We start from the raw sequence: 24,334 nt of genomic DNA on the forward strand, positions 1-24,334 counted from the left end.
ACAGCTACCCCCTAAACTCATTTATTCTAATGCATAATCCGGGTTGAAATAAGCAATTATCCATTTGCGATGAGTTTGGTTGTAAATAAACGACAATTCACCCACCTTGTCATCGATAAGTATGGTAGCTATTGATTAGTATCTTAACTTGTATGACGAAGGTCGGATGTATTCGCTCCGCATCACACCTCTACGTTAACCAATACTGACTGTATTTTATCATTAATCATATTTAAAATAAGTGTAAACCCCACATTTCAGCTTCGATTCCCCTGTTTTTTTCTCATAATGACTGTTTTTTATCATAAGTATTCATGAGCGACGTGCACGGCCACTCAGACATTCTTTTGGGTTATTTGCGTTTTTTATCTTTGTCGGTCTAAGATCATGTCGATAGACCTCTCACATATCACGCTTCCGATTATGGAAATCGTGCCGCAATTGCGCAAACAGTTGGCTATACACACCTGTGCGATTGTCGGCTCGCCGCCGGGGGCTGGAAAAAGCACCATTATACCACTTGCGCTGTTAGGTGAGCCGTGGCTTCAAGGGCGAAAGATCGTGATGCTTGAACCACGCCGCTTGGCAGCGAGCAGCATTGCCCACCGCATGGCTGCACTACTCGGTGAAAAGGCGGGCGGAACAGTAGGCTATCGTGTCCGTTTCGAGAATCAAACGTCGTCACGAACCCGGATAGAGGTAGTTACAGAAGGGATCCTCACCCGCATGTTACACCGCGACAACGCCTTGGAAGATGTCGGTGCGGTTATTTTCGATGAATTTCACGAACGACGGCTGCACACCGACCTATCGATAGCGCTATGCCGTGAAAGCCAGCAAGTATTACGTCCCGATCTACGCCTGCTCATCATGTCGGCTACCTTAGATATCGCAGCACTTGCTGACCTGCTTAATGCACCGGTAATACAAAGTCGAGGCCGTATGTACCCGGTATCCGTTATCCACACGGAGGACACCCATCCGGAAGACTTGGCTGACGAATGTGCCCGTACAATCATCCTGGCATGGCGAGAGCAACAAGGCGATATCCTTGCTTTCCTGCCCGGCGAAGCTGAGATACGGGCGTGTGAGCACCTGTTACGCCACAACGCCATAGGTGCCGCCATCCATCCGCTATACGGACAATTATCGCTTACCGAACAACATGCTGCCATTCAGCCGGATAAGACAGGACAACGAAAAATCGTACTAGCCACCTCCATCGCCGAGACCAGTCTCACCATTGAGGGTATCGGCGTGGTGGTCGATTGCGGATATACGCGCACCATGATCTACGACTCCCAATCTGGTCTATCGCGACTGAAAACCGTGCGTATCTCGCTGGACGCTGCCGAACAACGGGCGGGCCGCGCCGGGCGCTTAGGGCCAGGCACCTGCTACCGGATGTGGTCGCGTGCCACCGAGCAACGTATGGAAGCTTACAGGACGCCCGAAATACTGCAGGCCGACCTGACCTCACTCATGCTCGATACCGCCAAATGGGGGCTGCAGGACGTAACACAGTTGGACTGGATTACGCCACCACCTGAAAGCAGTACAGCCCGAGCGAGTAGTCTACTGCACACGCTCGGCGCCCTGCAAGACCAAAAAATAACACCCCACGGCCGCGATATACATGCTTTGCCCTGCCACCCTCGTCTGGCCCATATGCTACTAATAAGCAAGACCTTCAACCAAGCCGGACTCGCTACCGATTTAGCTGCGCTACTCGAAGAGCGCGACCCGCTCGGACGCGGTGTGGGTATCGACATCAACCTCCGGGTCGAAGCATTACGCAGGCACCGGCTGCATTACAAACAGGGCAAGCGGTTCGACAATATCGAAAAGATTGCCCTCTCCTACCGTAAGTTACTTACTGTTGACGTTGACAACGGTATGGTCAATCCACATGCCACTGGACACCTACTCACTTTTGCTTACCCCGAGCGGATTGCCCAAGCGCGAAACGATGGCCGCGGTACATTCAGGCTAGCAAATGGCAAACAGGCGGCAACACCGCCGGGCGACGACCTTGCCAACGAACCATGGCTGGCAATCGCTTCGCTAGATGCAAGGGGAAGTCTGGGCAAAGTATTCTTGGCATCAGCCGTTGATCCGGCAGATCTGATGGCGCGGGCTAGCGAGACGGAACGTATTGTATGGGACACAAAAAAAGGAGGTATCGTCGCTACGAAAGACATGCGTATCGGCCACATTACCTTACAGTCTACGCCACTTTCCTTACCCACGAAAGAGGCTGTGATGCCCGTACTATTTGAAGCCATCCGTACCGAGGGAGCACAGCTGATCCCTTTTCCCGACGAAGTGGTGCACTGGCAAAACCGATTAGGTAGCTTACGGAACTGGCACCCGAATTATGGATGGCCCGATGTGACCACCACGACCCTCCTGCAGCAGCCGGAACAGTGGTTAGCACCTTACCTCTCCGGTATCCGTAAAGTCGATGAATTAAAGAAACTGGATGTCCTTGATATACTCACTCACAGCCTGTCCCACGAGCAAAGGACAGCTTTGAATCGGCTTGCTCCCGCAACAATCGAGGTACCCAGCGGGTCGACCGTCAGATTGCAATACTCTCCCGTTGGCGCCCCTCCTGTCCTAGCGGTACGCTTGCAGGAAGTGTTTGGGTTGCTGGATACCCCATGCATCAACAACGGCCAAACACCGGTAGTATTACATCTTCTCTCGCCCGGATTCAAGCCCGTACAAGTGACCACAGACCTCCGTAATTTTTGGCAAACCACTTACTTTGAGGTACGTAAGGAACTCAAGCGGCGCTACCCCAAGCACGCTTGGCCTGAGAACCCGCTTCTGGCCACCGCTATACGTGGTGTCCCCAGAAAGTCATCGGTTTCTAAAAACATACCGCGTTAGGAAATTCTCACATCCACATGCAGGGATATCTGAGAAATAGAAGTCACCCACGTCTTCAGTAACGATGACCTCGCACGCTGCTTGCAGAGCTGCATAATATTCTAGGCCATCTTCAAAATCGTGGATGCGCTTGTCGTCTATGACCCGCATCACCGTATCCGCATCAGCACCGGCGATTTCCAAATGGGATACCAACAGTTCGATCTTGGTCCGCGCTAAGGCCGTGCCGGATTTTTTTTCCGCAAAATAAAAGGAAATAGCTAAACACAGTGGAGAGGTGACCAACGTGAAGCCTTTGCGCTCCCCTAAGCTCAACACCTTCGCCGCGTAGCTAAACAAAGGATATTCCTTATTCAGCACTGCAATCAATACATTGGCGTCAAGGAATATCTTCATTTCCGGGTGGCAAGGTACTCGTCTTTTAAGGCCTTGCGGCTGCGCGGCGAACGTTGATATTCAACTTTCCCTTCGGATAGCATATTCACCCAATCGGAAATGGGAAGCTCTTCAAGACTTTCATATGATTTGTGCGCGAGCTGCCTGTAAATAAATTCGGTGAGCCTTGATAAACTGATGTGATGAGCTTCAGCGAAAGCTTTGGCTTGCTCTACGACGTGCTTATCAAAAGAAAGGGTTATTTTGGCATCCATGTTTTACCTCCATTTCGGGTTTATATACGACAAAGATAATAATTTTATACGTATATCCAGCAAAGCATCTCCATTTTAACTCAATTTTCGCGCCGGCGTTTGGCTCATGGTTTATCAACGAGATTGCGATTTTTTTTTAAATTTGCCTTACATCAATGATAAACATACATGGGAAACGCGAAAAAAGGCCGTGTTGCCATCATCATGCTTGCGGGGCTGGCTATTTTGGGCTGGCAGTTGTTCTCTACATTTGGCGGCACCGGGCTGTCGGATCAAGAGATAAGGGAATTAAAAACAGACGGCGTTAAAGGCACTGCCATACTCACAGCCATTGAACGCACCGGGACGATTGTCAACAGCATCCACCAATATGCATTTACATTCGATATCAACACGGATTCGACGCAAGCATTTAGCCACACGGAGAAAAAGTTGATTGACCCAATTTACCTGTCGAGCATCCAAATCGGCATGGTTATCCCTGCGTACCTATCGAAAGACAACGAAAAGGTCTGGATAGATTGGGAAGATGCGGGCATAAAAGATGCGTACTGATTACGCCATGATTAAAGCACACCTCCGTAATGACTAGTTAGATGAGACCATTTGCATTAATTATACTCCTCGTCTTACCTACGATAGCTTCTGCTCAGCAACCCGGCTACCGTATGGTTGCCGATTTTTTCCGATCATTAAAGGACGCCGTCGAACAAACCGACACGACCGACCTTAAACGGCTCGTTTATCCATTTAAAGACGAAATCGAAGATATGCAGGCGGCCATGATTGAAAACATGCTCAACGGCAACCCCAACCAACGTGGAGATGGCGCTTTCTCGATGGCTGCGCTCGATACCCTGATTGCGCATCATCTTTCGGCCATCAAGCCTATCCACCGGGATCTATACACCCAACTGGCCACGGATCGGATCTTCGGCACGGTCATCAGCCGCTACAAACAAAAACGGGTCTGGATCATGGACCTCCGCAACGTGCACATCATCCTGCTGGAGAAACGCGGCAAACTACAGCTTTTTTTCTGGGAAAACCTAAACAACCTGCTCCATCCCAGCGCGACGTAAGCAAAACCGGCATACGAGCTGCAAAATGCAATGGATTTTAGTAGGTTTTCCGCTATAAAAATCGTTTCTCAGCGGCAGCGGAGATTGCTTTTTTTATTAACGCGGTTATAATTGTATATAAAAGCAACTTTATCTAAGTTTGAACCGTTTTCAATACGGCAGTTTTCACAATGCCCACAAAAACACGAGATCCATGGACAACCCACTTTTGCAGCCATTTGCCACGCCGTTTGGCGCCGTACCCTTCAACACGATTGAAGCCCAGCATTTCAAACCTGCCATCCACCGGTTGATTGCAGAGGCCAAGAAGGAAATCGAACGCATTGTTGACAATCCCGAACCCGCTGACTTCGACAACACCATTGCCGCTATGGAACGGGTGGGTAAAGCGCTCGATATCGCCGCCGCCACGTTTTTCAATCTCGACGCTGCCGAGACTACCGACGAAATCCAGCAACTCGCACAGGAACTTTCACCAGTATTGGCGGAATACAACAACGATATCATGCTGAACGAACGGCTGTTCAATCGAGTGAAAGTAGTACATGACGAAGTGGAGCCGGCCAGGCTGACTCCCGAAGAGGCACGGCTGCTTGACAAAACCTACCGGGGGTTTGTACGGAACGGTGCAATGCTTTCCGGTGAGCACAAGGAAGAGCTGCGGGACATCGACAAGCAACTGGCTACCCTGACAACGAAATTTTCGCAGCATGTCTTGCAGGAGACCAATGCCTATCACTTGCATGTACAGGACGAGTCGCAGCTGGCGGGCCTTCCCGACTCCATCATTGCGGCCGCAAAAACAGCTGCCGAGAAGCGCGAACTGGACGGTTGGGTATTCACGCTGCATTTCCCCAGCTACGTACCGTTTATGAAATACGCCGACGATCGTTCGTTGCGCCAAGAACTGTATATGGCCTATGCAACGCGGGCCTTTAAAGACAACGAACACAACAACGAGGATATCGTGCGCCATATCGTTAACCTGCGCCACCGCCGGGCGCACCTGCTGGGGTTCGGCACCCATGCCGATTTTGTCTTGCAGGATCGGATGGCCGGTTCACCCGCCGCGGTATTGGATTTCCTGGACAACCTGCTCGCTAAGGCCAAGCCATTCGCACAACGCGAAGTGGATGAATTGCGGAAGCTTGCTGTAACAGACGGCATCAGCGAACTGATGCCTTACGACCACGCATACTATGCCGAAAAATTGCGGGAAGCAAGATTCAACCTCTCCGAGGAAGCACTGAAGCCATATTTCCCACTGCCGCGTGTGCTCGACGCCGCATTTGACGCCGCAGGCCGGCTATATGGGCTCTCTTTCAACACACGCGCTGATATCCCCACCTACCATCCGGAAGTGACCGTCTATGAAGTACTCGAAAACGGCCAGCATAAGGCGTTGCTTTATGCCGACTGGCACCCACGTGAAGGCAAGCGGGCTGGAGCTTGGATGACAGTCTACCGGGGGCAATGGATAGAAAACGGCCATCAGATACGGCCCCATATCTCTATCGTGTGTAACTTTGCGCGACCCGTGGGTGACACCCCTTCCCTACTCACTTTCAATGAAGTAACCACGCTTTTCCACGAGTTTGGCCATGCCCTGCACGGTATCCTTGCAAATACGGTATACGAAAGCCTTTCCGGCACGAACGTATACTGGGACTTTGTGGAGTTACCCTCACAGTTTATGGAAAACTACTGCTACGAAAAAGAGTTCCTGCAGTCGTTTGCACGTCATTACCAAACCGACAAGGTACTGCCCGATACGGAGATCGACAAAATTGTGGCTGCTGCCAACTTTATGGAAGGATATCAAACCGTCCGACAACTGAGTTTCGGCTTGCTGGACATGGCCTATCACACCGGCAAGCTGACCGACAATACATCCATCGAGCAGTTTGAGAAAACCACCGTGCGTGATACGCAGCTCTACCCCGATGTCCCAGGCACGGCGCAGAGTCCATCCTTTTCGCATATTTTTGCTGGGGGGTATGCTGCAGGATATTACTCATACAAATGGGCCGAGGTGCTTGATGCTGATGCTTTTGCCTACTTCAAAGAAACAGGAATATTCGATGCCAATACTGCAGCCAAATTTAAAGCCCTATTAAGCCAAGGAGGCACAGTAGATCCCATGGAGCTGTATGTCCGGTTCCGAGGCCGAAAACCACAACCGGAAGCCCTGCTGAAACGGGCTGGGCTTATTACGTCGTAGCAGTTTACAAGCTTATATTCCATGAGAACCGGATTAGTCATCGTTGCATTGTTCGCCGTGATCGCAATGCTGGCTTACCGGCCAGAATACCCAACGCGGGCCGAACAAATGACGGATTCAGCTACGAAATCGGCAGATTCCTTGCGATCAGGGGCACAGCTGGCCGCTCGGTATTGCGGACTTTGCCACCGTTTCCCCCAACCTTCACTGTTGGATAAACGCACATGGACGGAAAGTGTCTTGCCGAACATGGGGCAGCGGCTTGGTATACGTATAGACGGCTACGATCCATATGAGGGCATCGAATTAATCGAGCGCCCTATACTTCGTGCATTGAACAGTTATCCGGAAGAACCGATGTTAGCCATGGGCGATTGGGAAAAAATAGTTCAATATTATAAACAAGAGGCTCCCGCACGGCCATTACCTCAAGCAGCACACCGCCCGATCAGACAACAATTACCCCTATTTGACGTCAAGAGGCTATCGTTTGACGAAAAGCCCATGCCTCAAATCAGCATGCTCCGATACAACGCAGCCTCCCGCCAATTGTACGTGGGCGATGCACAGCATATGCTATACATTCTAGACAACAGGTTCGCTTTTCAATCGGCTTGGACATTGGAAAGTGCCCCCGTCGCAGCGGATTTTCCCGAAAATGCACCACCCCGTTTATTAACCATCGGCAGCTTCACCCCGTCAGACCAACAACGGGGACGACTGTTTTCTTTGGATACAGCCGGCACCTCCCCATCGATATCATCGGTCAACATTCCCGCTTTATCGCGACCGGTATATTTTGCCAGTGCAGACCTCAACACTGACGGGAAAGAAGACCTAGTAGTATGTGGCTTTGGAAACCATACAGGCAAACTATCATGGTACGATGGTGCTGACCCCCACAAGGAGCATGTGCTGAAAGCGATGCCGGGTGCGTTAAAAGTAGAGGTAGGCGATTTCAATACAGATGGCCTACCCGACTTGATGGTGCTAATGGGGCAGGCGTGGGAGCAGCTTTCCATTTTTTACAATTTGGGTAACAGCAATTTCCGTGAGGATGTGGTACTCCAGTTCCACCCTGCCTTTGGAGCCAGCTCATTCGAACTCTCGGATTTCAACGAAGACGGCTATCCAGACATCCTATTAACCAATGGCGATAATTGGGACTACTCACGTATCAACAAAAACTACCATGGTATACGCATATACTTAAACAATGGCAACTACAGTTTCTCCGAATGCTGGTTTTTCCCCCTTTACGGTGCGTCTAAGGCAATGGCGAGCGATTTCGACGGCGATGGCGACTTAGATATTGCAGCGATTTCGTTTTATGCCGACAAAGACGAGCTCCAAAACGGATTCATCTATTTTGAGCATATCCAGGACCCAAACAAACCGCAGTGTCCAGAGTTTGTCCCTCATGCATTGCCCGATGCTATATATGGTAAATGGCTCACCATGGAGCTTGCCGATTTCGACGGCGACGGAGACATTGATATTGTATTGGGTTCATATTTACACAACCTCGCCGAATTGAGCCTCCTCAGCAACCACGGTGCTTCGACGTTCCCGCAGCTATTGGTGCTGACCAACCGACTGGATAAACCGAAACGCTAGGTGCAAGGGCACCCAGGTGATTTTTTTTACTTACTTTTGCCGCATAGTTGAATTGAAATCATGAGCGACCGTTCCAAAAAGATTTTCCTCGCAATTTGCATTATCTTCCCCTTTTTGCTGTACTGCTTTTATTATTACAGCCAAATGTTCAAAAACGCACCTTTCCGCTTTGCAGACTTCGAATCAATTGTACTTAAATATGGTGATGGCGACAACCTCATCAATCAGTTTAATTCCAAAACCGGCGTCTATCAGTTTGTAAATGTGCGAGATTCAGTAATCGTCGATACCGTACGGCTACGCAAGGACGACTTGCAATACCTGCACGGAAAAGCAACGCAATTGGGCTTTTGGAACCTACCGGACGATATGACTAGTGGGGCACCTGACATGACAGAGCCTGTAGCCCGATTTTACCTGCAATTCAATTACAAAGAAAAGAGTAAAGAAGTAACGCTCGATGCGGATTTCGACGGCAATACAAAAATGCGGGATGTTGCCAAAACCATGGTAGACGAGACGATGCGGGTACTCCAGGATGCCCGTTCGCGTTGACAGCCAGCTACACTACCCGTAGCTCTGCTTAACCGGCACCGGTACATCGGCATCAGCCCTGGGCGATGACAATCCCAGACTTCGCACATCATCAGCTGCCGGCGCCTCGAAGACCTCCAGTCCGAAGAATTTGACAGATGCCAACAGGTGGTCGAAAATATCGGCCATTGTATTTTCGTAGATTGCCCACTTGGTATTTGAAACATACATGTAGAGCTGTATAGGCAAACCATACTGCGTGGGCTCGAGCTGGCGGACGACCATCGTATATCCCTTGTGAATCAATGGATGCTGGGCGGTATACAGGGTAATGTATTGGCGGTACAACCCTACGTTGGTCATCTTCCGACCATTCACCGGCATCGTCGGATCAGCACCGCTATCTTCATTATATTGCTCGATTTCTTTCTGCCGCTTCTCGATAAATGGCTTCAGCAGCTGAATTTTCTTGAGGTGTTCTATTTCGTCTTTCTCCAGGTAGCGTATCGTCGATATTTTGATACTGATCGACCGTTTGATACGGCGCCCGCCAGCACTATGCATACCTCGCCAATTTTTAAACGAATCCGTGACGAGGTAATGGGTGGGAATCGTGGTAATGGTCTTGTCCCAATTCCTAACCTTGACCGTATTGAGGTTGATCTCCAGCACATCTCCATCTGCGTTGTATTTTGGCATCTCAATCCAATCACCCACCCGCACCATGTCATTGGTGGAGACTTGAATACTGGCTACAAAACCCATAATTGTGTCCTTAAACACCAAGAGCAAAATAGCCGATGCCGCTCCCATGGCTCCAAGAAATGCCCACGGGGATTTACCTGTTACCAAGGAAAAAATGATAACACCCGCAATGAAAAACATAAAGATAACGACCACCTGGAGATAGCTGTCAAGCGGTTTGTCTTCAAATCCTTTCTTAGTACGCAGGTAATCACGCACAGACCGAAACAATGCCCTGAACAGCATCACCCATACGATAACTAAGATAATATCAAAAAAAGTACGTACGGGACCTACCCACTCTGGAAAGCCAGCGAAGATAACGGGGATGAATTGTGTAGAAATAGAAAGGGGTATCAGCCGCGCCAGCTGGGCCATTGCCCGATTGTGCACGAGGTGATCATCAAACTTTGTTTTCGAACGCTTGGCGAAAATAGCCAATACATTGACAAGGAGCTTGCGGAGTACATAATAAACGATACTGAACACGATAACGAATAGCCCCAGCAATACAAACAGATTGACAATATCTGCCTGCTCAGCGGGCACACCCCAGCCAACAAGTGTATTGTAAGTCCACTGATAAATAATATTCGTCGAATTAGCTACCGTATGTACTTTCATAAACTGCATTGATTTGGACGGTGAAAAAAGAGGATGTGATGAGCGGCAAAGTTAAGGATTCTTAAGGAATAACAAAATCACGCCACCAGTCCTCCGCCCATCAACTGCAAGCCATCCATCGCCAGTGCCTCATCACTCCAAAAAACTTTATAGAATCACCTAAAAAATTCGTAATTTCGCATGCGCAACTAGTGGATGTAGACATAATCCTCGTTGTGCCTTTTGATTTAAGAACGGTAAACATATAATGGCTGAAGAAACAGAAAACGGCAACAACCTCGTTCCGGCGAACGACCGGATTATCCCCATCAACATCGAAGACCAAATGAAATCAGCATACATCGATTATTCGATGTCTGTCATCGTATCACGTGCGTTGCCCGACGTGCGAGATGGCTTGAAACCGGTTCATCGCCGAGTGCTGTATGGTATGCTCGACCTGGGGGTGACAAGCGGCAAGCCCTATAAAAAATCTGCACGTATCGTGGGTGACGTATTGGGTAAATACCACCCCCACGGTGACTCATCTGTATATGATACGATGGTGCGCATGGCCCAGGAATGGAGCTTGCGATATCCGTTGGTTGATGGACAGGGTAACTATGGGTCGGTCGACGGAGACCCCCCGGCAGCCATGCGGTATACAGAAGCACGACTAAAGAAGATCGCCGAAGAGTTACTCTCAGATATCAACAAAAACACCGTTGACTTCCAACCTAATTTCGACGACTCTATCGAAGAGCCAACCGTACTCCCCACACGTATCCCTAACCTTTTGGTAAACGGAGCGTCAGGGATCGCCGTAGGTATGGCCACCAATATGGCCCCTCACAACCTTTCGGAGGTGATAGACGGCATCATCGCATATATCGATAAACGTGATATTGAAATCAGTGAGTTGATGCAATACATCAAAGCTCCCGATTTCCCAACTGGTGGCATTATCTATGGGTATGCCGGTGTGCAGGACGCATTCCAAACGGGTCGTGGCCGGGTGGTCATGCGGGCTAAAGCCGAAATAGAAACCACCAAAACCGGACGTGAGCAAATTATCGTAACCGAGATACCTTACCAGGTGAATAAATCGGACATGATTAAGCGGACAGCCGACCTCGTTAACGAGAAAAAAATCGAGGGCATTTCGGAAATACGCGACGAATCCGACAGGCATGGAATGCGGGTCGTCTACGATATAAAACGCGATGGAAACGCCTCTATCGTGCTCAACAACCTATACAAATACACCGCCCTACAAACCTCTTTCAGTGTAAATAATATTGCGCTGGTGCACGGCCGCCCCATGCTGCTTAACCTCAAGGATATGATTATCTACTTCGTAGAACATCGACATGAGGTAGTAGTTAGGCGCACGAAATTTGAGCTGGCCGAGGCCGAAAAAAGAGCGCATATCCTTGAAGGTTTGCTCGTAGCGCTCGACCACCTTGATGAAGTAATCAAGCTTATCCGTGCATCGGAGACACCCGATGATGCCCGTACAGGTTTGATGGAGAAGTTCGGCTTATCCGATATACAGGCAAGGGCGATACTCGATATGACCCTGCGCCGTCTAACCGGACTGGAACGTGACAAAATCAAAGAGGAGTATGCCGAATTAATGAAAACCATCGAATACTTGAAAGCAGTGCTCGAGGACGAAGGCCTCCGAATGGGTATCATCAAAGATGAACTTAGTGAAATAAAAGAGAAATACGGTGATGAGCGGCGGTCCACCGTCGTGCACTCGGCAGAGGACATGCGCATGGAGGATTTCATCGAAGATGAGGAAATTGTAATCACTATCTCACATGAAAGCTACGTAAAACGCACTCCTCTGAGTGAATATAGAAGGCAGGGTCGTGGCGGAAAGGGAGCAAAAGGCACCAATACCCGGGAGGAAGACTTCACCGAGCATATCATCACGGCATCGGCACACAACTACATGTTGTTCTTTACCGAGGCCGGGCGCTGCTTCTGGCTACGGGCATTTGAAATCCCTGAGGGTAGCCGTACCTCACGCGGCAGGGCCATTCAGAACATCATCAATATTCCGAAAGAAGAGAAAATAAAGGCCTACATCAAGGTGACAAACCTCAAGGACCAAGAGTACCTTGAGAACAATTTCATCATCATGTGTACGAAACGGGGCACCATTAAAAAGACGTCGCTGGAGGCATACTCACGGCCGAGGGCGAATGGCATCAATGCCATCAACATCAATGAGGGTGACCAGCTGCTGGAAGCTTGCCTGACAGACGGCAACAGTGAGATCGTTATGGCCCTGAAGTCTGGAAGAGCTATCCGGTTCAACGAGTCTACCGTCCGCCCTATGGGGCGCACGGCAACCGGTGTCCGCGGCATCACCCTTGCCGGACCAGACGATGAAGTAGTTGGCATGATTAGTGTTAATAATTCGGATGTTACCGTACTTGTCGTTTCCGAAAAGGGCTACGGCAAGCGGACGGATATTGAAGACTATCGGGTAACCAATCGTGGCGGAAAAGGCGTAAAAACCATTAACGTCACCGAAAAAACTGGTAAATTGGTAGCCATTAAAGGCGTGACAGACAACGATGACCTGATGATTATCAACAAATCCGGCATCGTCATACGGATTGCGGTAGATGAGCTACGTGTGATGGGAAGAGCTACGCAGGGCGTGCGGTTGATTACCTTGAATGATGATGACGAGATCGCGTCTATAACAAAGGTGGAGCGCGAAGAAGAAGATGAGATTGAAGAAGGAGAAAACCAAAATCATAGTGAAAACACCGGTGAAAGCGAAAATAACATTACAGGTGATACTTCACCGTCTGATGAAGAATAGTAGTCGGGCAGCAACGATTGTGGTATTGCTGCTGGCCGTTGGTATATCGCCAGCACTTTCCCAGTCCAACCTCAAAGAAGGCAACAACAGTTTTGCTCGATACACGAAGTCAAAAGATTTTAAACAGTTGGAAACCGCGAGGAAATTTGCTGACGAAGCATTTAAGACAAAGCGTGATTCTACAAACTTCAGGAATATCCTGCTTCGCGGCATGGTATATAGTACATTGGCAGTGGTTGATTCGAACCGTACGCAAAAGTACCCGTCTGACCCTATCGATATCGCATTGTCGGCACTCAGGCGGCTGACCAACAGACCTGTCGACCTTGAGTACGAGCCGCAGATCGACTATATACGCCGTTCGTTGTCTAAAGCATACCTTATCCAGGCGAACCGGGCTGTGGCCAGTGAAAACTACCAACAGGCGTTCCAGCACTACCAGAAGGTTGATTCAATCAGCGGGGGTGCCATCGATGTCCGGCACAACCTCGCCGTCTTAAGTTTAAGATCGGGAAATACGGAAGATGCCATCAAAAGGTACAAGAGCCTTACTGCCCAATCTGAAACGGCTTCACCTACTTATATCCTTGAGCTCGCTCAATTATATGTCAAGCAGGGGAACAATGAAGAAGCACTGAATACGCTCATCAGAGGAAGGCAGTTGTTCCCTGACAACAAGGAGGTACTCTTTACATTGATCAACACCTACATGGCCGACGAGGCCTATGCGGCCGTTGTTCCGTTGATAGACGACGCCATTGCCCATGAACCAGAAAATGTAGGCTTAAATTACATTGCTGGCTATGCGAATGAGATGGAAGGTAACAGCGAGGCAGCAAAAAAATACTACGAAAAAGTCATTGGCCTAGATGCCAATAACTTTGAAGGAAACCTGGAACTCGGGTTGTTATATCTGAAGCAATACATCTCACAGCCTGATAATGCGGACTTGCAGCGTAAAGCGCAGGAATACTTGTTGAAGGCAAATCAGATCCAACCCTCTGAAGTCAACACGTTGAAGTCGCTAGCGGTGCTATACGACCAATCCGGTGATATTCTCCAACTAGAACGAGTAAATAACATATTAAATCAACTCACAATAAACTAGAATCATGAAAGTGAAATCGATTTTACTAGGCATGCTGGTGATAGCCTCTTCCGCGGCCTTTTCACAAACCAGCAATTTGAGAAAGGCAAAAGCCAGCTACAACAAATTCAATGAGGTGAAGTCTATCGGAAGCTCTGCGCTAGGTGCAACCGACTTGGTATCCGCGAAAGAGGCGCTGGAAAAAGCCATCGAGCATGAGAAAACAAAAGATTTAGCCGAGACCTGGACATATTATGCGCTTGTAAATGCTGATCTTGCGTTGCTAGACTCAACTGACGCAGCCGAAAAATATATTCAGGCTGCTACCGATGCACGCGAAAAGGCACTAAGCCTTGACCAAGAAAAGGAACAGGCTCAAAACCTGAATATCCTTAACTCAATTGTCGCACAGTACGAACTGAACAGAGGTGTAAAAGCATGGGATAGCCAAGATTTTGTCGGCGCATACGATGCTTTTGATAAAGGTTTGGTATACCTCCCAGGTGACACCACCCTACTCTACTATTCAGGTTTAGCGGCCATTAATTCACAAGATTACGATAAAGCACTCGCGAAATATGTGGAACTCGTACCGATTGACAGTTTCTCTAACAATAGGCAAATCATACTGGACGTTTCCAGGCTATACCTCATGCAGGGTGACACAACGAATGCAATCAAATACGCAGGAATAGGCACCAGCAAATACCCTGACGATGCTGAACTGGCCACCCAAAATATCGAATTGAACCTGATGGCAGGAAATGAACAAGAAATCATCAATACCATTAATGCCCAGGTAGCCAAAGACCCCGAAAACGAGAACTTGCATTATTACCTGGGCATCGCATACAGCGAAATGGATGAAATAGAAAAAGCCGAAGCTGCTTACCGGAAGGCGCTCGACATCAATCCGGCTTACCTCGATGCAAATATCAACCTGGGTGGCTTAATCCTTAATAAGGGTATCGATCATTTCAACAAAACCAACAACGCAAGTCTTCCGCAAGCGGAATACGACGTCGAAATACAGAAAGCTTACGACATCTTTGATACCGCATTACCCTACCTGCAGAAAGCTGTCGACTTGGATGGTTCGTCATATTTAGCGTTGACCAATCTCAAAAAATATTGGGAAATTAAGGAAGACAAAGATAAAATCGCAGAACTGCAAGCCCGTATCGACGCGCTGCAATAAAATTTTCTATAGAAGAAACTACATTCGTACCGAGAGCCCCCGTTTGAAAAAGGCGGGGGCTTATTTTTTTATTATGATGTTCAGCGCTTGCTGATAGCCAGTTCCTTACCGATACGCTTGATCAGACCGGGGCCCTCGTAGATAAAACCGGTGTAAAGCTGCACCAAAGCTGCCCCTGCATCGAGCTTTTCAAGGGCATCTTCCGGACTGTGTATGCCTCCCACTCCAATGATAGGAAAAGCCCGTTTTGATTCTGTCGCTAAATGGCGGATCACTTCTGTGGCCCTGCTCCGCAGTGGCTTACCGCTCAGTCCGCCACCCTCCGCTACCAAGCGGCCGTGGCTCCGCAGCCCCTCCCTCGCTATTGTCGTATTTGTGGCTATCACACCGGCAATCTTCGTCTCCGTCACGATTTCAATGATGTCATCCAACTGGTCGTTGGTGAGGTCCGGTGCGATTTTCAGCAAGATCGGCCGGCTTATATCATTCTTCCGGTTGCGCTGCTGCAACGTATTTAAAATCTGTGTCAATGGTTCTTTCTCCTGCAGCGCACGGAGGCCCGGTGTATTTGGCGAACTCACGTTGACCACAAAATAATCTACTACGTCAAACAAGGTGTCGAAACACTTGATGTAATCGCTTACGGCCTCTTCATTTGGTGTCGACTTATTTTTGCCGATGTTTCCCCCGATGATGATACCTTGTCTGTCTTTCAATTGACTAAGCCGCATTGCCGCCACATCAACCCCTTGGTTGTTAAACCCCATACGATTAATCAATGCGTGGTCGTCAACAAGACGGAATAAACGCGGCTTGGGATTCCCCGGTTGCGGGCGCGGAGTTACCGTGCCGATTTCGATGAAACCAAAGCCCAACGCGGCCATTTCGGCTACATATTCAGCATTTTTATCAAATCCGGCTGCCAACCCGATTGGGTTCTTGAACCTAAGACCGAACACTTCCCGTTCGAGGCCGGGGTGCTCGTAGCCGTAGGCTGCCCGCAGCAACCGCTTACTGCCCCATAATCTGCAGAACGACCGTAGCCCCCCCGATACGACGCCATGCGCATTCTCAGGGTCGATTGAAAACAACAATGGTTTCACCAGTTTGTACATAGTCGCAAAGGTAGGTTTTAGATTGTAAATTGGTGCCCTTTGCTTGAAAAAACGTACTTTTGCACCCGGAATGATCGCGATAAATAACCTCACATTTGAAATCGGTGCGCGTGCGTTGTACGATGACGCGAATTGGCATATCAAGCCTGGCGACAAAACAGGGCTTATCGGCGCTAACGGAACGGGAAAAACCACCTTGTTAAAACTGATTGTGGGTGAGTACTCCCCTACCGCTGGTACCATATCGATGGCAAAAGACATCAAGATTGGATACCTGAACCAAGACTTGCTGTCTTACCAGTCAGACAAGAGTATCCTACATGTTGCTATGGAAGCCTTCGAACGGCAGAACCAACTGCTAGCCGAAATAGAACGGCTACTCAAAAAGTTGGAAACGGACTACTCCGACGATACCATACAAAAATTGAGCGACAAGCAAACCGAATTCGAAGCGCTGGACGGCTATAACATTGAATACCGTGCGCATGAGATCCTGGCGGGATTGGGATTCAGCGACAGCGACCAACAGCGCTCGCTTTCCGAATTTTCGGGCGGCTGGCGGATGCGTGTCATGCTCGCCCGGATATTGCTGCAAGCACCCGATATCCTGCTGCTCGACGAACCGACCAACCACCTTGACTTACCCTCCATCAAATGGCTGGAAGGCTACCTTCAAGCATTTGAAGGAGCAATCGTCATCGTATCTCACGACCGGTATTTCCTCGATAGAGTGGTTAGCACCATTGTCGAATCCAAACGTGGCAAACTTGTGCAATATGCAGGAAACTACTCGTTTTACTTAGAAGAGAAAGCCTTGCGCGAAGAAATACAAAGCAATCAATACAAAAACCAGCAAGCCAAGATTAAGCAGGAAGAGCGACTCATTGAGCGGTTCCGGGCAAAAGCTAGCAAAGCCAAAATGGTCCAATCGCGCATCAAAGCATTGGAACGCATGGAGAAAGTCAGCGACGTGGATGACTATAACCCTAGTGTGAACTTCCGCTTCAAATTCAGCAAGCAATCCGGCCGGCATGTCGCGCGGCTCGAAAATATAACCAAGTCGTATCCCGGCATCCCCATTCTGGAGGGAGCCGATGCAATCATTGAGAAGGGCGATAAAATAGCGCTCATCGGCGCCAATGGAAAAGGTAAGTCTACACTATTACGTATCGTAGCCAATGCCGACCGGGATTTTACCGGGAAATCCGAACCCGGTCATAACGTTACCCAAACGTTTTTTGCGCAGCACCAATTGGAAGCACTGCACCTGGATAACGAAATCTTGCAGGAATTGCAATTATTTGCACCCAAACACACGGAGACCGAATTACGCGCTATATTAGGATGCTTCCTCTTTACGGGTGACGACGCCTTCAAGAAAATAAAGGTACTCTCCGGTGGCGAAAAGTCGAGGGTAGCATTGGCAAAGGCACTCACAGCGGATGCAAACTTCCTGGTATTGGACGAACCTACGAATCACTTGGACATCCAATCGGTCAATATCCTTATCCAAGCACTTAAGCAATTTGAGGGAACGTTCATCGTTGTTTCACACGACCGCTACCTGCTGGATAACGTGGCCAATAAGATTTGGTACATTGAAAATCGGCAAATAAAAGAATACCCCGGCACATACCAGGAATATGAAGATTGGCAGGCTAAGCGGACGACGGATGATACTGTGAAAAAAGCAGCACCTAAACCGAAACCGGCAAAAACGGAAACAAAACAATCCACGGCAAAGAAAACACCACCTACCAAAGAGCGGGAAGTGAAAAAGCTCCACAAAGAGCTCGAGGTGATTGAAGAACGTATCTCACAGCTAGAGGAGAAGAAAACTGCCACTGAGGCGATGATGGCCGACGAAACAACGTATGCGAACCAAGCGAAACTGGAAGACGCCACGCAGCGTTATGACATGCTGAAACACGAATTGAGCGAGTTGCAACAACAATGGGAAAAATTGGCGGAAGAAATTATGGAAATTGATAGTTGACATGAAGAAGTTCTTGACACTGGCCCTCTTACTCCCCCTCTGTTTGGGGGCATTTGCACAAAAGAAAAAGAAACGGGCCACCCGCGAACGGACGCCGAAACAAGAACTGGTTTACGATAATATCAACTACCTGCCCGCCATAAAATCCGTCCGGTTACATCCGCTGGATGTTGAAAACGCCTTTCCCGTAATCGAGTTGCACAGCGACGACCAATTAACACTTTCGTTTGATGACCTGCGCGGCGACGTCAGAAACTTCTATTTCAGCATCGAACATTGCGGCACGGACTGGAAACCCAGTAGGCTATCGCCATTGGAATACGCAGAGGGATTCAATGAAGAGCGCATTTTAGACTATACCCCGTCAGTAACCACATTACAACCTTATACACACTACCGCGTGGACTTCCCGACGCGAAACACCCAGCCCAAAATAGCGGGCAATTACCTGCTAAAGGTTTATGAAGACGCCGATAAAAGCCGCTTGATCATCAGCCGGCGCTTTTATGTGTTGGCGCCGCTAATGACTGTATCTCCCCAGCTTGTCCCGTCGGTAAACGTGGCTAAGCGCAACAGCAACCAGAAAATCAACCTCAAAATCAACACAGGAGGGCTCACTGTAAACAACCCTTATCAAGACATCTCTATCCTGGTGATGCAAAATCAACGGCCAGACATCCAGCAACGGCTCACCACACCCCTTTTCGTCAGTAACAACGAGCTGACCTACAATGACAATAACACATTGGATTTTGGTGGCGGTAACGAATTCCGATACATCGATCTACGCAGCCTGCGCCTGGCTTCCGAGCGAATCGCTAACATCCGAATGGACACAGCCGTATATGTTACCCTCTTACCGGACCAAAATTATCGGGACGCATCTTATGCTTCCGTATTCGATGAAAACGGTAACTTTTTCATCCGAAACCAAGACAAGGCCAATGCCGACACAGAGTCTGACTATGCTTGGGTTACCTTTTCTTTGGAAGAGGATGCCCCCGAACCGGGTTCGGTGTACGTCGTAGGGGCGTTCAACAAATACATCCGGGACGACTCCAATAAAATGACCTATAACCCCGCAACGCAAACATGGGAATGCTCGCTGTTACTCAAACAGGGACTGTACGATTACGAATACGTGCGGGTTGATTCTTCCGGCTCGGTAGACGTATCGTTTGCCAGTGGCAATCACTTCGAAACAAACAACACCTATCAACTATTGGTGTACAACCGGCGGGCGGGGACAACCTGGGACGAGCTGGTTGGGTTTATAGAAATCAGCAACTAACCAAGGCCAACCGCTCCTGCAGCATACGTGACATACGGTTAAAATAACGTTTCTGCTTATAACCCATTACCCATTGCACACCGTGTATGGCATTGGTATGGAAAATCTCGTCGGCTTCCTTTAAAATATCAGGACTGATCTGCGCCTCAATAACCTCTATACCGCTGTCTAGCGCTAACTCTATGACTACCTTACGCATCACCCCATCTATGCAACCCTCGCTGATGGCCGGTGTGTACAGCTTCTTATCGTAACTGATGAACACATTGGAACTGAGCGACTCACACAGGAACCCCTCCTGGTTCAACAACAGCACGTCATCCAATCCATTCCTGGTACGGTACAGTCCAGCCATAACGTATACCAGCGCGTTCGATGATTTCAGTTTCGAAAGCTCGCTATACGGCTTCCTGAATTCGCTATATATATCGACAATCAAGCCCAGTTTCCGGTGCTTTATATCATCGGGATCAGCTTTGGAAACGGAGATAATGTAACATGCATTATTCTGTTGCGGGCTGTAAAGACCTCCCCCGCCGCGGTACACCTGGAGCCTCACCCGCACATGCTGGCCTTCCAGCCCATTACGCTTGATAAGCTCTGCGGTACGGGAACGGATAAAATGCGCATCTAACACCGTGGCCTGTTCGAGCTTCAGCATACGCATGCCCTCATGGAGCCTCACAATATGGTGCTGCAGAAACCGGATGTCGCCATCCATCCAGCGCATGGTCTCAAACACGCCATCGCCATATCGGAACGCCCTATTGTCGGCCGTCAGAATCGCTTCTTGCTCAGGTATAAAATTCGTGTTGAAATCTATAAAATGTACCGGCATCCACTCAACTTATAACGTAAAAAAATAAACGACTCGCAATGGTATTCCACATAGCAAGTCCCGTGCCGCTTATCCCTGTTCGCGTGCAGATACATAACCACGCCATTTTTCCAGACACAAGCGGAAATCATCCGGCAACGGCGTATGGAACGACATGGTCTTGCGGGTGGTGGGGTGCACGAAACCCAAGCTCTCGGCATGGAGCGCCTGGCGGGGCAGCAGTGCAAAACAATTCTCCACAAACTGTTTGTATTTGCTGAATACCGTCCCTTTCAGAATCCGGTCGCCACCGTACGCCGCATCGTTGAACAGCGGATGCCCGATCGATTGCAAGTGTGCCCGTATTTGGTGGGTCCGCCCGGTTTCCAGCTGGCATTCAATCAACGTCACGTAACCCAAGCGCTCCAAAACCCGATAATGGGTAACCGACCACTTCCCTTTCTCCTCATCGTCATACACCGCCATCACTTTCCGGTCTTTCGCACTACGGCCTATATACCCCGTAACGGTACCTCCTTCGGCGATATCGCCCCACACCAACGCAATATACTTGCGTGATATGGTGTGGTCGAAAAACTGCTTTGCCAAGAAAGTCAATGTCCAATCGTTCTTCCCTATGACCAACAGCCCACTCGTATCCTTGTCGATCCGATGCACCAACCCGGGCCGGCCGTCATTGCCAGGCAACTGCGGCAAGTTGGCAAAATGGTAGGCCAACGCGTTGACCAATGTACCGGTGTAATTGTTATACCCCGGATGTACCACCATGCCTGCCGGTTTGTTGACAATAAGCAAATCGTCATCCTCGTATGGGATATCCAACGGGATATCCTCCGGATAAATTTCCGTATCGCGGGGTGGATGGGGCAATACAACGGTAATGGTATCCGATGGCTTTACTTTGTAACTGGCTTTAATGGATGTCCCATTTACCAATACCGTACCAGCGGTTATCGCATGCTGGATCCGGTTGCGCGAGGCGTTCTCCACACGGTTCATTAGGAATTTATCGATTCGCAACAACGCCTGCCCCTTGTCTACCACAATGCGCAGATGCTCATACAAATCCTGCTCGTCCGAGTCCACCAATGCTATGTCGTCAGCCATTGCGCAAACATAAAAAAAAATTAGCAACCCTTAGCTACCGCTTTTTTTACCTAAATTTGCTCGCAAGCCGATGATACCATTCGATATTCATAGTCCTGTAGAGCCGCTTGATTTCCAGCTATTCAACGACAAGTCACTTACCGTACATATCAAGCGGGACGACAAGATCCACCCGTTTATTTCCGGCAACAAATGGCGTAAACTGAAATACATCCTCCAGTCGGCCCAACGAGTTGGAAAAACACATCTCGTAACGTTTGGCGGCGCCTGGTCCAATCACCTGTTGGCCATTGCCTGTGCCGGAGCGACATTCGGGTTTAAGACAACAGGATTTGTACGCGGGGAGCCGGTATCAAACCCGACCCTGTCTTTATGCAAAATATACGGTATGGAGTTACGATTTGTCAATCGGGCAAGTTATCGGGACAAACCGCTTCTGTATGCGCAATATGCTGCACATGTACCTACGGCCTATTTTGTGGATGAAGGGGGATATAGCACCGAAGGCGCCGCGGGCTGCGCGGAAATCATCGATGAACTACCGCGCCCCTACGACCATATTTTCTGTGCCTGCGGCACAGGTACTACCATCGCTGGACTGCTACACGGGTGCACCGAGCAGGGCTTGGGCACCCAACTCCATGGTGTTACGGTATTGGCCGGCGGTGACTTTATTCCGGCTGCCGTCCATGCGCTATATCCCGAAATGCCGTTGGAGCACCTGACTAGCCATACGGGGTACCACTTTGGCGGATATGCCAAGACAACGCCTACGCTCACTGCATTCATCAAGCAGTTCACCTCACAAACAGGGATCCTGATCGAACCCGTTTATACGGGAAAGTTGCTTTATAGTCTGTTTGATCTAGCCGAACACAATCATTTCAATCCGGGCTCAAGCATATTAGTCGTCCACACGGGTGGATTAACCGGTATTATGGGACTGCATGAACAGTTTGCCTGAAAAACTCAGCTTAATGCGTTTAAACCCTAAAAACACGCAAAGTCACGCAAATAAGCCCTCCTAAAAACTTGTATCCTTACGGCAAAACGCTTATAACTCCGCTATAACGGGCGTCTCTACGCTACGGCTGGGAGATCGATAAAGTTGCATTTTAAAGCAACTTTATCTAAGTTTGAGCATAACCAATCTGCTTTTATTATGATGTACCAAATCACAGTAGCCCCCCGAGATGTCCATCATACCTTATCCAACCATATCCTTGCCGACGGGTATGACATGACTTTCGACATAGAGCGCAGCCAAGGGGTAACCATCTACGACTCGAGATACCAGCGCGAGCTCCTTGATTTTTTCACCTGCTTCGCCTCGGTTCCGCTAGGCTATAACCACCCGAAAATGACAGCTGACAGCGCATTTATGGATAGCCTACTTCGCGCGGCTATCACCAATCCTTCCAATTCAGATGTTTACACGGTGGAGTATGCACAGTTTGTGAAGACATTTGCAAGGATAGCTATCCCCGATTACCTGCCGCATGCATTTTTCGTATCAGGCGGGGCCCTCGCTGTAGAAAATGCACTTAAAGCCGCCATGGACTGGAAAGTACAGAAAAACTTCAAGAAAGGTTATAGCTATGAAAAAGGGACGAAAGTACTCCACTTTGAACAGGCGTTCCACGGACGCTCAGGCTATACGCTGAGCCTAACCAATACGCTGCCCAACAAAACAAAGTGGTTTGCCAAGTTCGATTGGCCCCGTGTGAGCAGCCCCATGCGGGTATTCCCCGAGACAACGGAAAACGTGGCTGCAACACGGGGGCGCGAACAACAGACAATTAAACAAATAAAGCAGGCATTTACTGACAACAAAGATGATATATGTGCAATCATTATCGAGCCAATACAAGCCGAGGGCGGCGACAACCACTTCCGTACCGAATTTATGGAACAGCTACGTATACTCGCAGACGAAAACGAGGCTCTATTGGTGTATGACGAGGTCCAAACCGGCGTGGGTCTCACCGGCAAGTTCTGGTGCCACGAACATTTCGGCGAACGTGCGCGCCCCGATATCATTGCTTTCGGAAAGAAAATGCAGGTGTGCGGCATCCTGGCCGGTAAGCGGATCGATGAAATAGACACCAACGTTTTCAGTGTACCATCACGTATCAATTCCACATGGGGCGGCAGTTTGGCCGACATGGTGCGGGCGACGAAGATCCTTGAAATCATCGAGGATGACCAGCTGCTGGCCAAGGTAGCCGAGATGGGTGAACATATGCAACAGCACCTGCGCAACCTCTCAAGCCGTTATGAGACAATCTCCAATATACGCGGTCTCGGCCTACTTTGTGCCTTTGATCTACCAACCCCCGAGTTACGCGACACATTCATAGCCAAGGGGCTGGCAAACGGTGCCCTTTTCCTCGGCTGCGGCAGCCACACCATACGGTTCAGACCAGCACTGATCATTGACCAGGCAGCCATAGATAAGGGGATGGACATCATCGCACGAGTGATGGATGGGTTGGGCTAGCCCACCCTATC

The 24,334-nt window shown here is 49.2% G+C and carries 19 protein-coding genes; 13 read left to right on the forward strand and 6 right to left on the reverse strand.

The genetic code is table 11. The features are described 5' to 3' along the window. Positions 1 to 387 precede the first annotated feature (387 nt). Positions 388 to 2,895, forward strand: coding sequence for an ATP-dependent helicase HrpB (gene hrpB / locus NGM62_RS11135; RefSeq protein ID WP_262247994.1), 2,508 nt, complete (start codon positions 388 to 390; stop codon positions 2,893 to 2,895). Here the strand turns inward: hrpB and NGM62_RS11140 are convergent. Both NGM62_RS11140 and NGM62_RS11145 read right to left on the reverse strand, forming a co-directional pair. Further along, positions 2,866 to 3,291 carry a PIN domain-containing protein gene (locus NGM62_RS11140; protein WP_262247995.1) on the reverse strand — a complete coding sequence of 142 codons (426 nt, stop codon included), beginning with the start codon at positions 3,289 to 3,291 and terminating at the stop codon, positions 2,866 to 2,868. The two genes, hrpB and NGM62_RS11140, sit on opposite strands and share 30 nt — an antisense overlap. Beyond that, entirely contained in the window at positions 3,288 to 3,545 is a 258-nt protein-coding gene (locus tag NGM62_RS11145) for a DUF6364 family protein (protein WP_262247997.1), read from the reverse strand. Before NGM62_RS11145 ends, NGM62_RS11140 begins: the two co-directional genes overlap by 4 nt. Before the next feature lie 168 nt (positions 3,546 to 3,713). Here NGM62_RS11145 and NGM62_RS11150 point away from each other — a divergent pair, with 168 nt between their 5' ends. The 5 genes from NGM62_RS11150 to NGM62_RS11170 all read left to right on the forward strand — a co-directional run bounded on the left by NGM62_RS11150 (position 3,714) and on the right by NGM62_RS11170 (position 9,020). Then, positions 3,714 to 4,100, forward strand: a complete 387-nt coding sequence (locus NGM62_RS11150) for a hypothetical protein (protein WP_262247998.1) — start codon at positions 3,714 to 3,716, stop codon at positions 4,098 to 4,100. Positions 4,101 to 4,141: 41 nt separating this feature from the next. Further along, positions 4,142 to 4,627, forward strand: a complete 486-nt coding sequence (locus NGM62_RS11155; protein WP_262248000.1) for a hypothetical protein — start codon at positions 4,142 to 4,144, stop codon at positions 4,625 to 4,627. Positions 4,628 to 4,820: 193 nt separating this feature from the next. After that, positions 4,821 to 6,848, forward strand: coding sequence for a M3 family metallopeptidase (locus NGM62_RS11160; protein WP_262248001.1), 2,028 nt, complete (start codon positions 4,821 to 4,823; stop codon positions 6,846 to 6,848). 21 nt (positions 6,849 to 6,869) lie between these two features. Continuing rightward, entirely contained in the window at positions 6,870 to 8,465 is a 1,596-nt protein-coding gene (locus NGM62_RS11165) for an FG-GAP repeat domain-containing protein (protein WP_262248003.1), read from the forward strand. A 144-nt stretch (positions 8,466 to 8,609) separates the two neighbouring features. Next, positions 8,610 to 9,020 (forward strand): hypothetical protein, encoded by a 411-nt coding sequence (locus NGM62_RS11170; RefSeq protein ID WP_262248005.1) that lies wholly within the window; start codon positions 8,610 to 8,612, stop codon positions 9,018 to 9,020. A 12-nt stretch (positions 9,021 to 9,032) separates the two neighbouring features. Here the strand turns inward: NGM62_RS11170 and NGM62_RS11175 are convergent, their stop codons facing one another. Then, entirely contained in the window at positions 9,033 to 10,367 is a 1,335-nt protein-coding gene (locus tag NGM62_RS11175; RefSeq protein ID WP_262248007.1) for a mechanosensitive ion channel family protein, read from the reverse strand. A gap of 247 nt (positions 10,368 to 10,614) precedes the next feature. Here NGM62_RS11175 and gyrA point away from each other — a divergent pair, with 247 nt between their 5' ends. The 3 genes from gyrA to NGM62_RS11190 are packed head-to-tail and all read left to right on the forward strand — an operon-like array spanning position 10,615 to position 15,476. After that, the gene (gene gyrA, locus NGM62_RS11180) at positions 10,615 to 13,191 is read left to right on the forward strand and encodes a DNA gyrase subunit A (protein ID WP_262248009.1); all 2,577 of its coding nucleotides are present in this window, start codon (positions 10,615 to 10,617) and stop codon (positions 13,189 to 13,191) included. Next, the gene (locus NGM62_RS11185; RefSeq protein ID WP_262248011.1) at positions 13,181 to 14,299 is read left to right on the forward strand and encodes a tetratricopeptide repeat protein; all 1,119 of its coding nucleotides are present in this window, start codon (positions 13,181 to 13,183) and stop codon (positions 14,297 to 14,299) included. Before gyrA ends, NGM62_RS11185 begins: the two co-directional genes overlap by 11 nt. 4 nt (positions 14,300 to 14,303) lie before the next feature. Beyond that, positions 14,304 to 15,476 (forward strand): tetratricopeptide repeat protein, encoded by a 1,173-nt coding sequence (locus tag NGM62_RS11190; RefSeq protein ID WP_262248013.1) that lies wholly within the window; start codon positions 14,304 to 14,306, stop codon positions 15,474 to 15,476. Between the two features lie 80 nt (positions 15,477 to 15,556). On the opposite strand, the gene NGM62_RS11195 is transcribed toward NGM62_RS11190, so the two are convergent. After that, positions 15,557 to 16,591, reverse strand: coding sequence for a quinone-dependent dihydroorotate dehydrogenase (locus tag NGM62_RS11195; RefSeq protein ID WP_262248015.1), 1,035 nt, complete (start codon positions 16,589 to 16,591; stop codon positions 15,557 to 15,559). Positions 16,592 to 16,661: 70 nt separating this feature from the next. On the opposite strand from NGM62_RS11195, the gene NGM62_RS11200 reads away from it, so the two are divergent. Further along, on the forward strand, positions 16,662 to 18,587 hold the full coding sequence (locus NGM62_RS11200) for an ABC-F family ATP-binding cassette domain-containing protein (protein WP_262248016.1): 1,926 nt from the start codon (positions 16,662 to 16,664) through the stop codon (positions 18,585 to 18,587). A 1-nt stretch (position 18,588) separates the two neighbouring features. After that, on the forward strand, positions 18,589 to 19,878 hold the full coding sequence (locus NGM62_RS11205; protein WP_262248017.1) for a type IX secretion system plug protein: 1,290 nt from the start codon (positions 18,589 to 18,591) through the stop codon (positions 19,876 to 19,878). Here NGM62_RS11205 and NGM62_RS11210 read toward each other — a convergent pair. Beyond that, positions 19,868 to 20,716 carry an aminotransferase class IV gene (locus NGM62_RS11210; RefSeq protein ID WP_262248018.1) on the reverse strand — a complete coding sequence of 283 codons (849 nt, stop codon included), beginning with the start codon at positions 20,714 to 20,716 and terminating at the stop codon, positions 19,868 to 19,870. The two genes, NGM62_RS11205 and NGM62_RS11210, sit on opposite strands and share 11 nt — an antisense overlap. A gap of 69 nt (positions 20,717 to 20,785) precedes the next feature. Further along, positions 20,786 to 21,823 carry an RluA family pseudouridine synthase gene (locus tag NGM62_RS11215; protein WP_262248019.1) on the reverse strand — a complete coding sequence of 346 codons (1,038 nt, stop codon included), beginning with the start codon at positions 21,821 to 21,823 and terminating at the stop codon, positions 20,786 to 20,788. Positions 21,824 to 21,893: 70 nt separating this feature from the next. Here NGM62_RS11215 and NGM62_RS11220 point away from each other — a divergent pair, with 70 nt between their 5' ends. Both NGM62_RS11220 and lat read left to right on the forward strand, forming a co-directional pair. Further along, positions 21,894 to 22,787 carry a 1-aminocyclopropane-1-carboxylate deaminase/D-cysteine desulfhydrase gene (locus tag NGM62_RS11220; RefSeq protein WP_262248020.1) on the forward strand — a complete coding sequence of 298 codons (894 nt, stop codon included), beginning with the start codon at positions 21,894 to 21,896 and terminating at the stop codon, positions 22,785 to 22,787. A 198-nt stretch (positions 22,788 to 22,985) separates the two neighbouring features. After that, the gene (gene lat, locus NGM62_RS11225) at positions 22,986 to 24,323 is read left to right on the forward strand and encodes an L-lysine 6-transaminase (protein ID WP_262248021.1); all 1,338 of its coding nucleotides are present in this window, start codon (positions 22,986 to 22,988) and stop codon (positions 24,321 to 24,323) included. The last annotated feature ends 11 nt before the right edge of the window (positions 24,324 to 24,334 follow it).

It is taken from the genome of Parapedobacter soli, assembly GCF_025460835.1.
Lineage (GTDB): Bacteria > Bacteroidota > Bacteroidia > Sphingobacteriales > Sphingobacteriaceae > Parapedobacter > Parapedobacter soli.

Coding starts and splice junctions, on each gene's coding strand:
- NGM62_RS11165 (WP_262248003.1), top strand. CDS start 6,870: ATGAGAACCGGATTAGTCATCGTTGCATTGTTCGCCGTGATCGCAATG.
- gyrA (WP_262248009.1), top strand. CDS start 10,615: ATGGCTGAAGAAACAGAAAACGGCAACAACCTCGTTCCGGCGAACGAC.
- NGM62_RS11145 (WP_262247997.1), bottom strand. CDS start 3,545: ATGGATGCCAAAATAACCCTTTCTTTTGATAAGCACGTCGTAGAGCAA.
- NGM62_RS11140 (WP_262247995.1), bottom strand. CDS start 3,291: ATGAAGATATTCCTTGACGCCAATGTATTGATTGCAGTGCTGAATAAG.
- lat (WP_262248021.1), top strand. CDS start 22,986: ATGATGTACCAAATCACAGTAGCCCCCCGAGATGTCCATCATACCTTA.
- NGM62_RS11205 (WP_262248017.1), top strand. CDS start 18,589: ATGAAGAAGTTCTTGACACTGGCCCTCTTACTCCCCCTCTGTTTGGGG.
- NGM62_RS11170 (WP_262248005.1), top strand. CDS start 8,610: ATGTTCAAAAACGCACCTTTCCGCTTTGCAGACTTCGAATCAATTGTA.
- NGM62_RS11160 (WP_262248001.1), top strand. CDS start 4,821: ATGGACAACCCACTTTTGCAGCCATTTGCCACGCCGTTTGGCGCCGTA.
- NGM62_RS11195 (WP_262248015.1), bottom strand. CDS start 16,591: ATGTACAAACTGGTGAAACCATTGTTGTTTTCAATCGACCCTGAGAAT.
- hrpB (WP_262247994.1), top strand. CDS start 388: ATGTCGATAGACCTCTCACATATCACGCTTCCGATTATGGAAATCGTG.
- NGM62_RS11155 (WP_262248000.1), top strand. CDS start 4,142: ATGAGACCATTTGCATTAATTATACTCCTCGTCTTACCTACGATAGCT.
- NGM62_RS11175 (WP_262248007.1), bottom strand. CDS start 10,367: ATGAAAGTACATACGGTAGCTAATTCGACGAATATTATTTATCAGTGG.
- NGM62_RS11220 (WP_262248020.1), top strand. CDS start 21,894: ATGATACCATTCGATATTCATAGTCCTGTAGAGCCGCTTGATTTCCAG.
- NGM62_RS11185 (WP_262248011.1), top strand. CDS start 13,181: ATGAAGAATAGTAGTCGGGCAGCAACGATTGTGGTATTGCTGCTGGCC.
- NGM62_RS11215 (WP_262248019.1), bottom strand. CDS start 21,823: ATGGCTGACGACATAGCATTGGTGGACTCGGACGAGCAGGATTTGTAT.
- NGM62_RS11210 (WP_262248018.1), bottom strand. CDS start 20,716: ATGCCGGTACATTTTATAGATTTCAACACGAATTTTATACCTGAGCAA.
- NGM62_RS11200 (WP_262248016.1), top strand. CDS start 16,662: ATGATCGCGATAAATAACCTCACATTTGAAATCGGTGCGCGTGCGTTG.
- NGM62_RS11150 (WP_262247998.1), top strand. CDS start 3,714: ATGGGAAACGCGAAAAAAGGCCGTGTTGCCATCATCATGCTTGCGGGG.
- NGM62_RS11190 (WP_262248013.1), top strand. CDS start 14,304: ATGAAAGTGAAATCGATTTTACTAGGCATGCTGGTGATAGCCTCTTCC.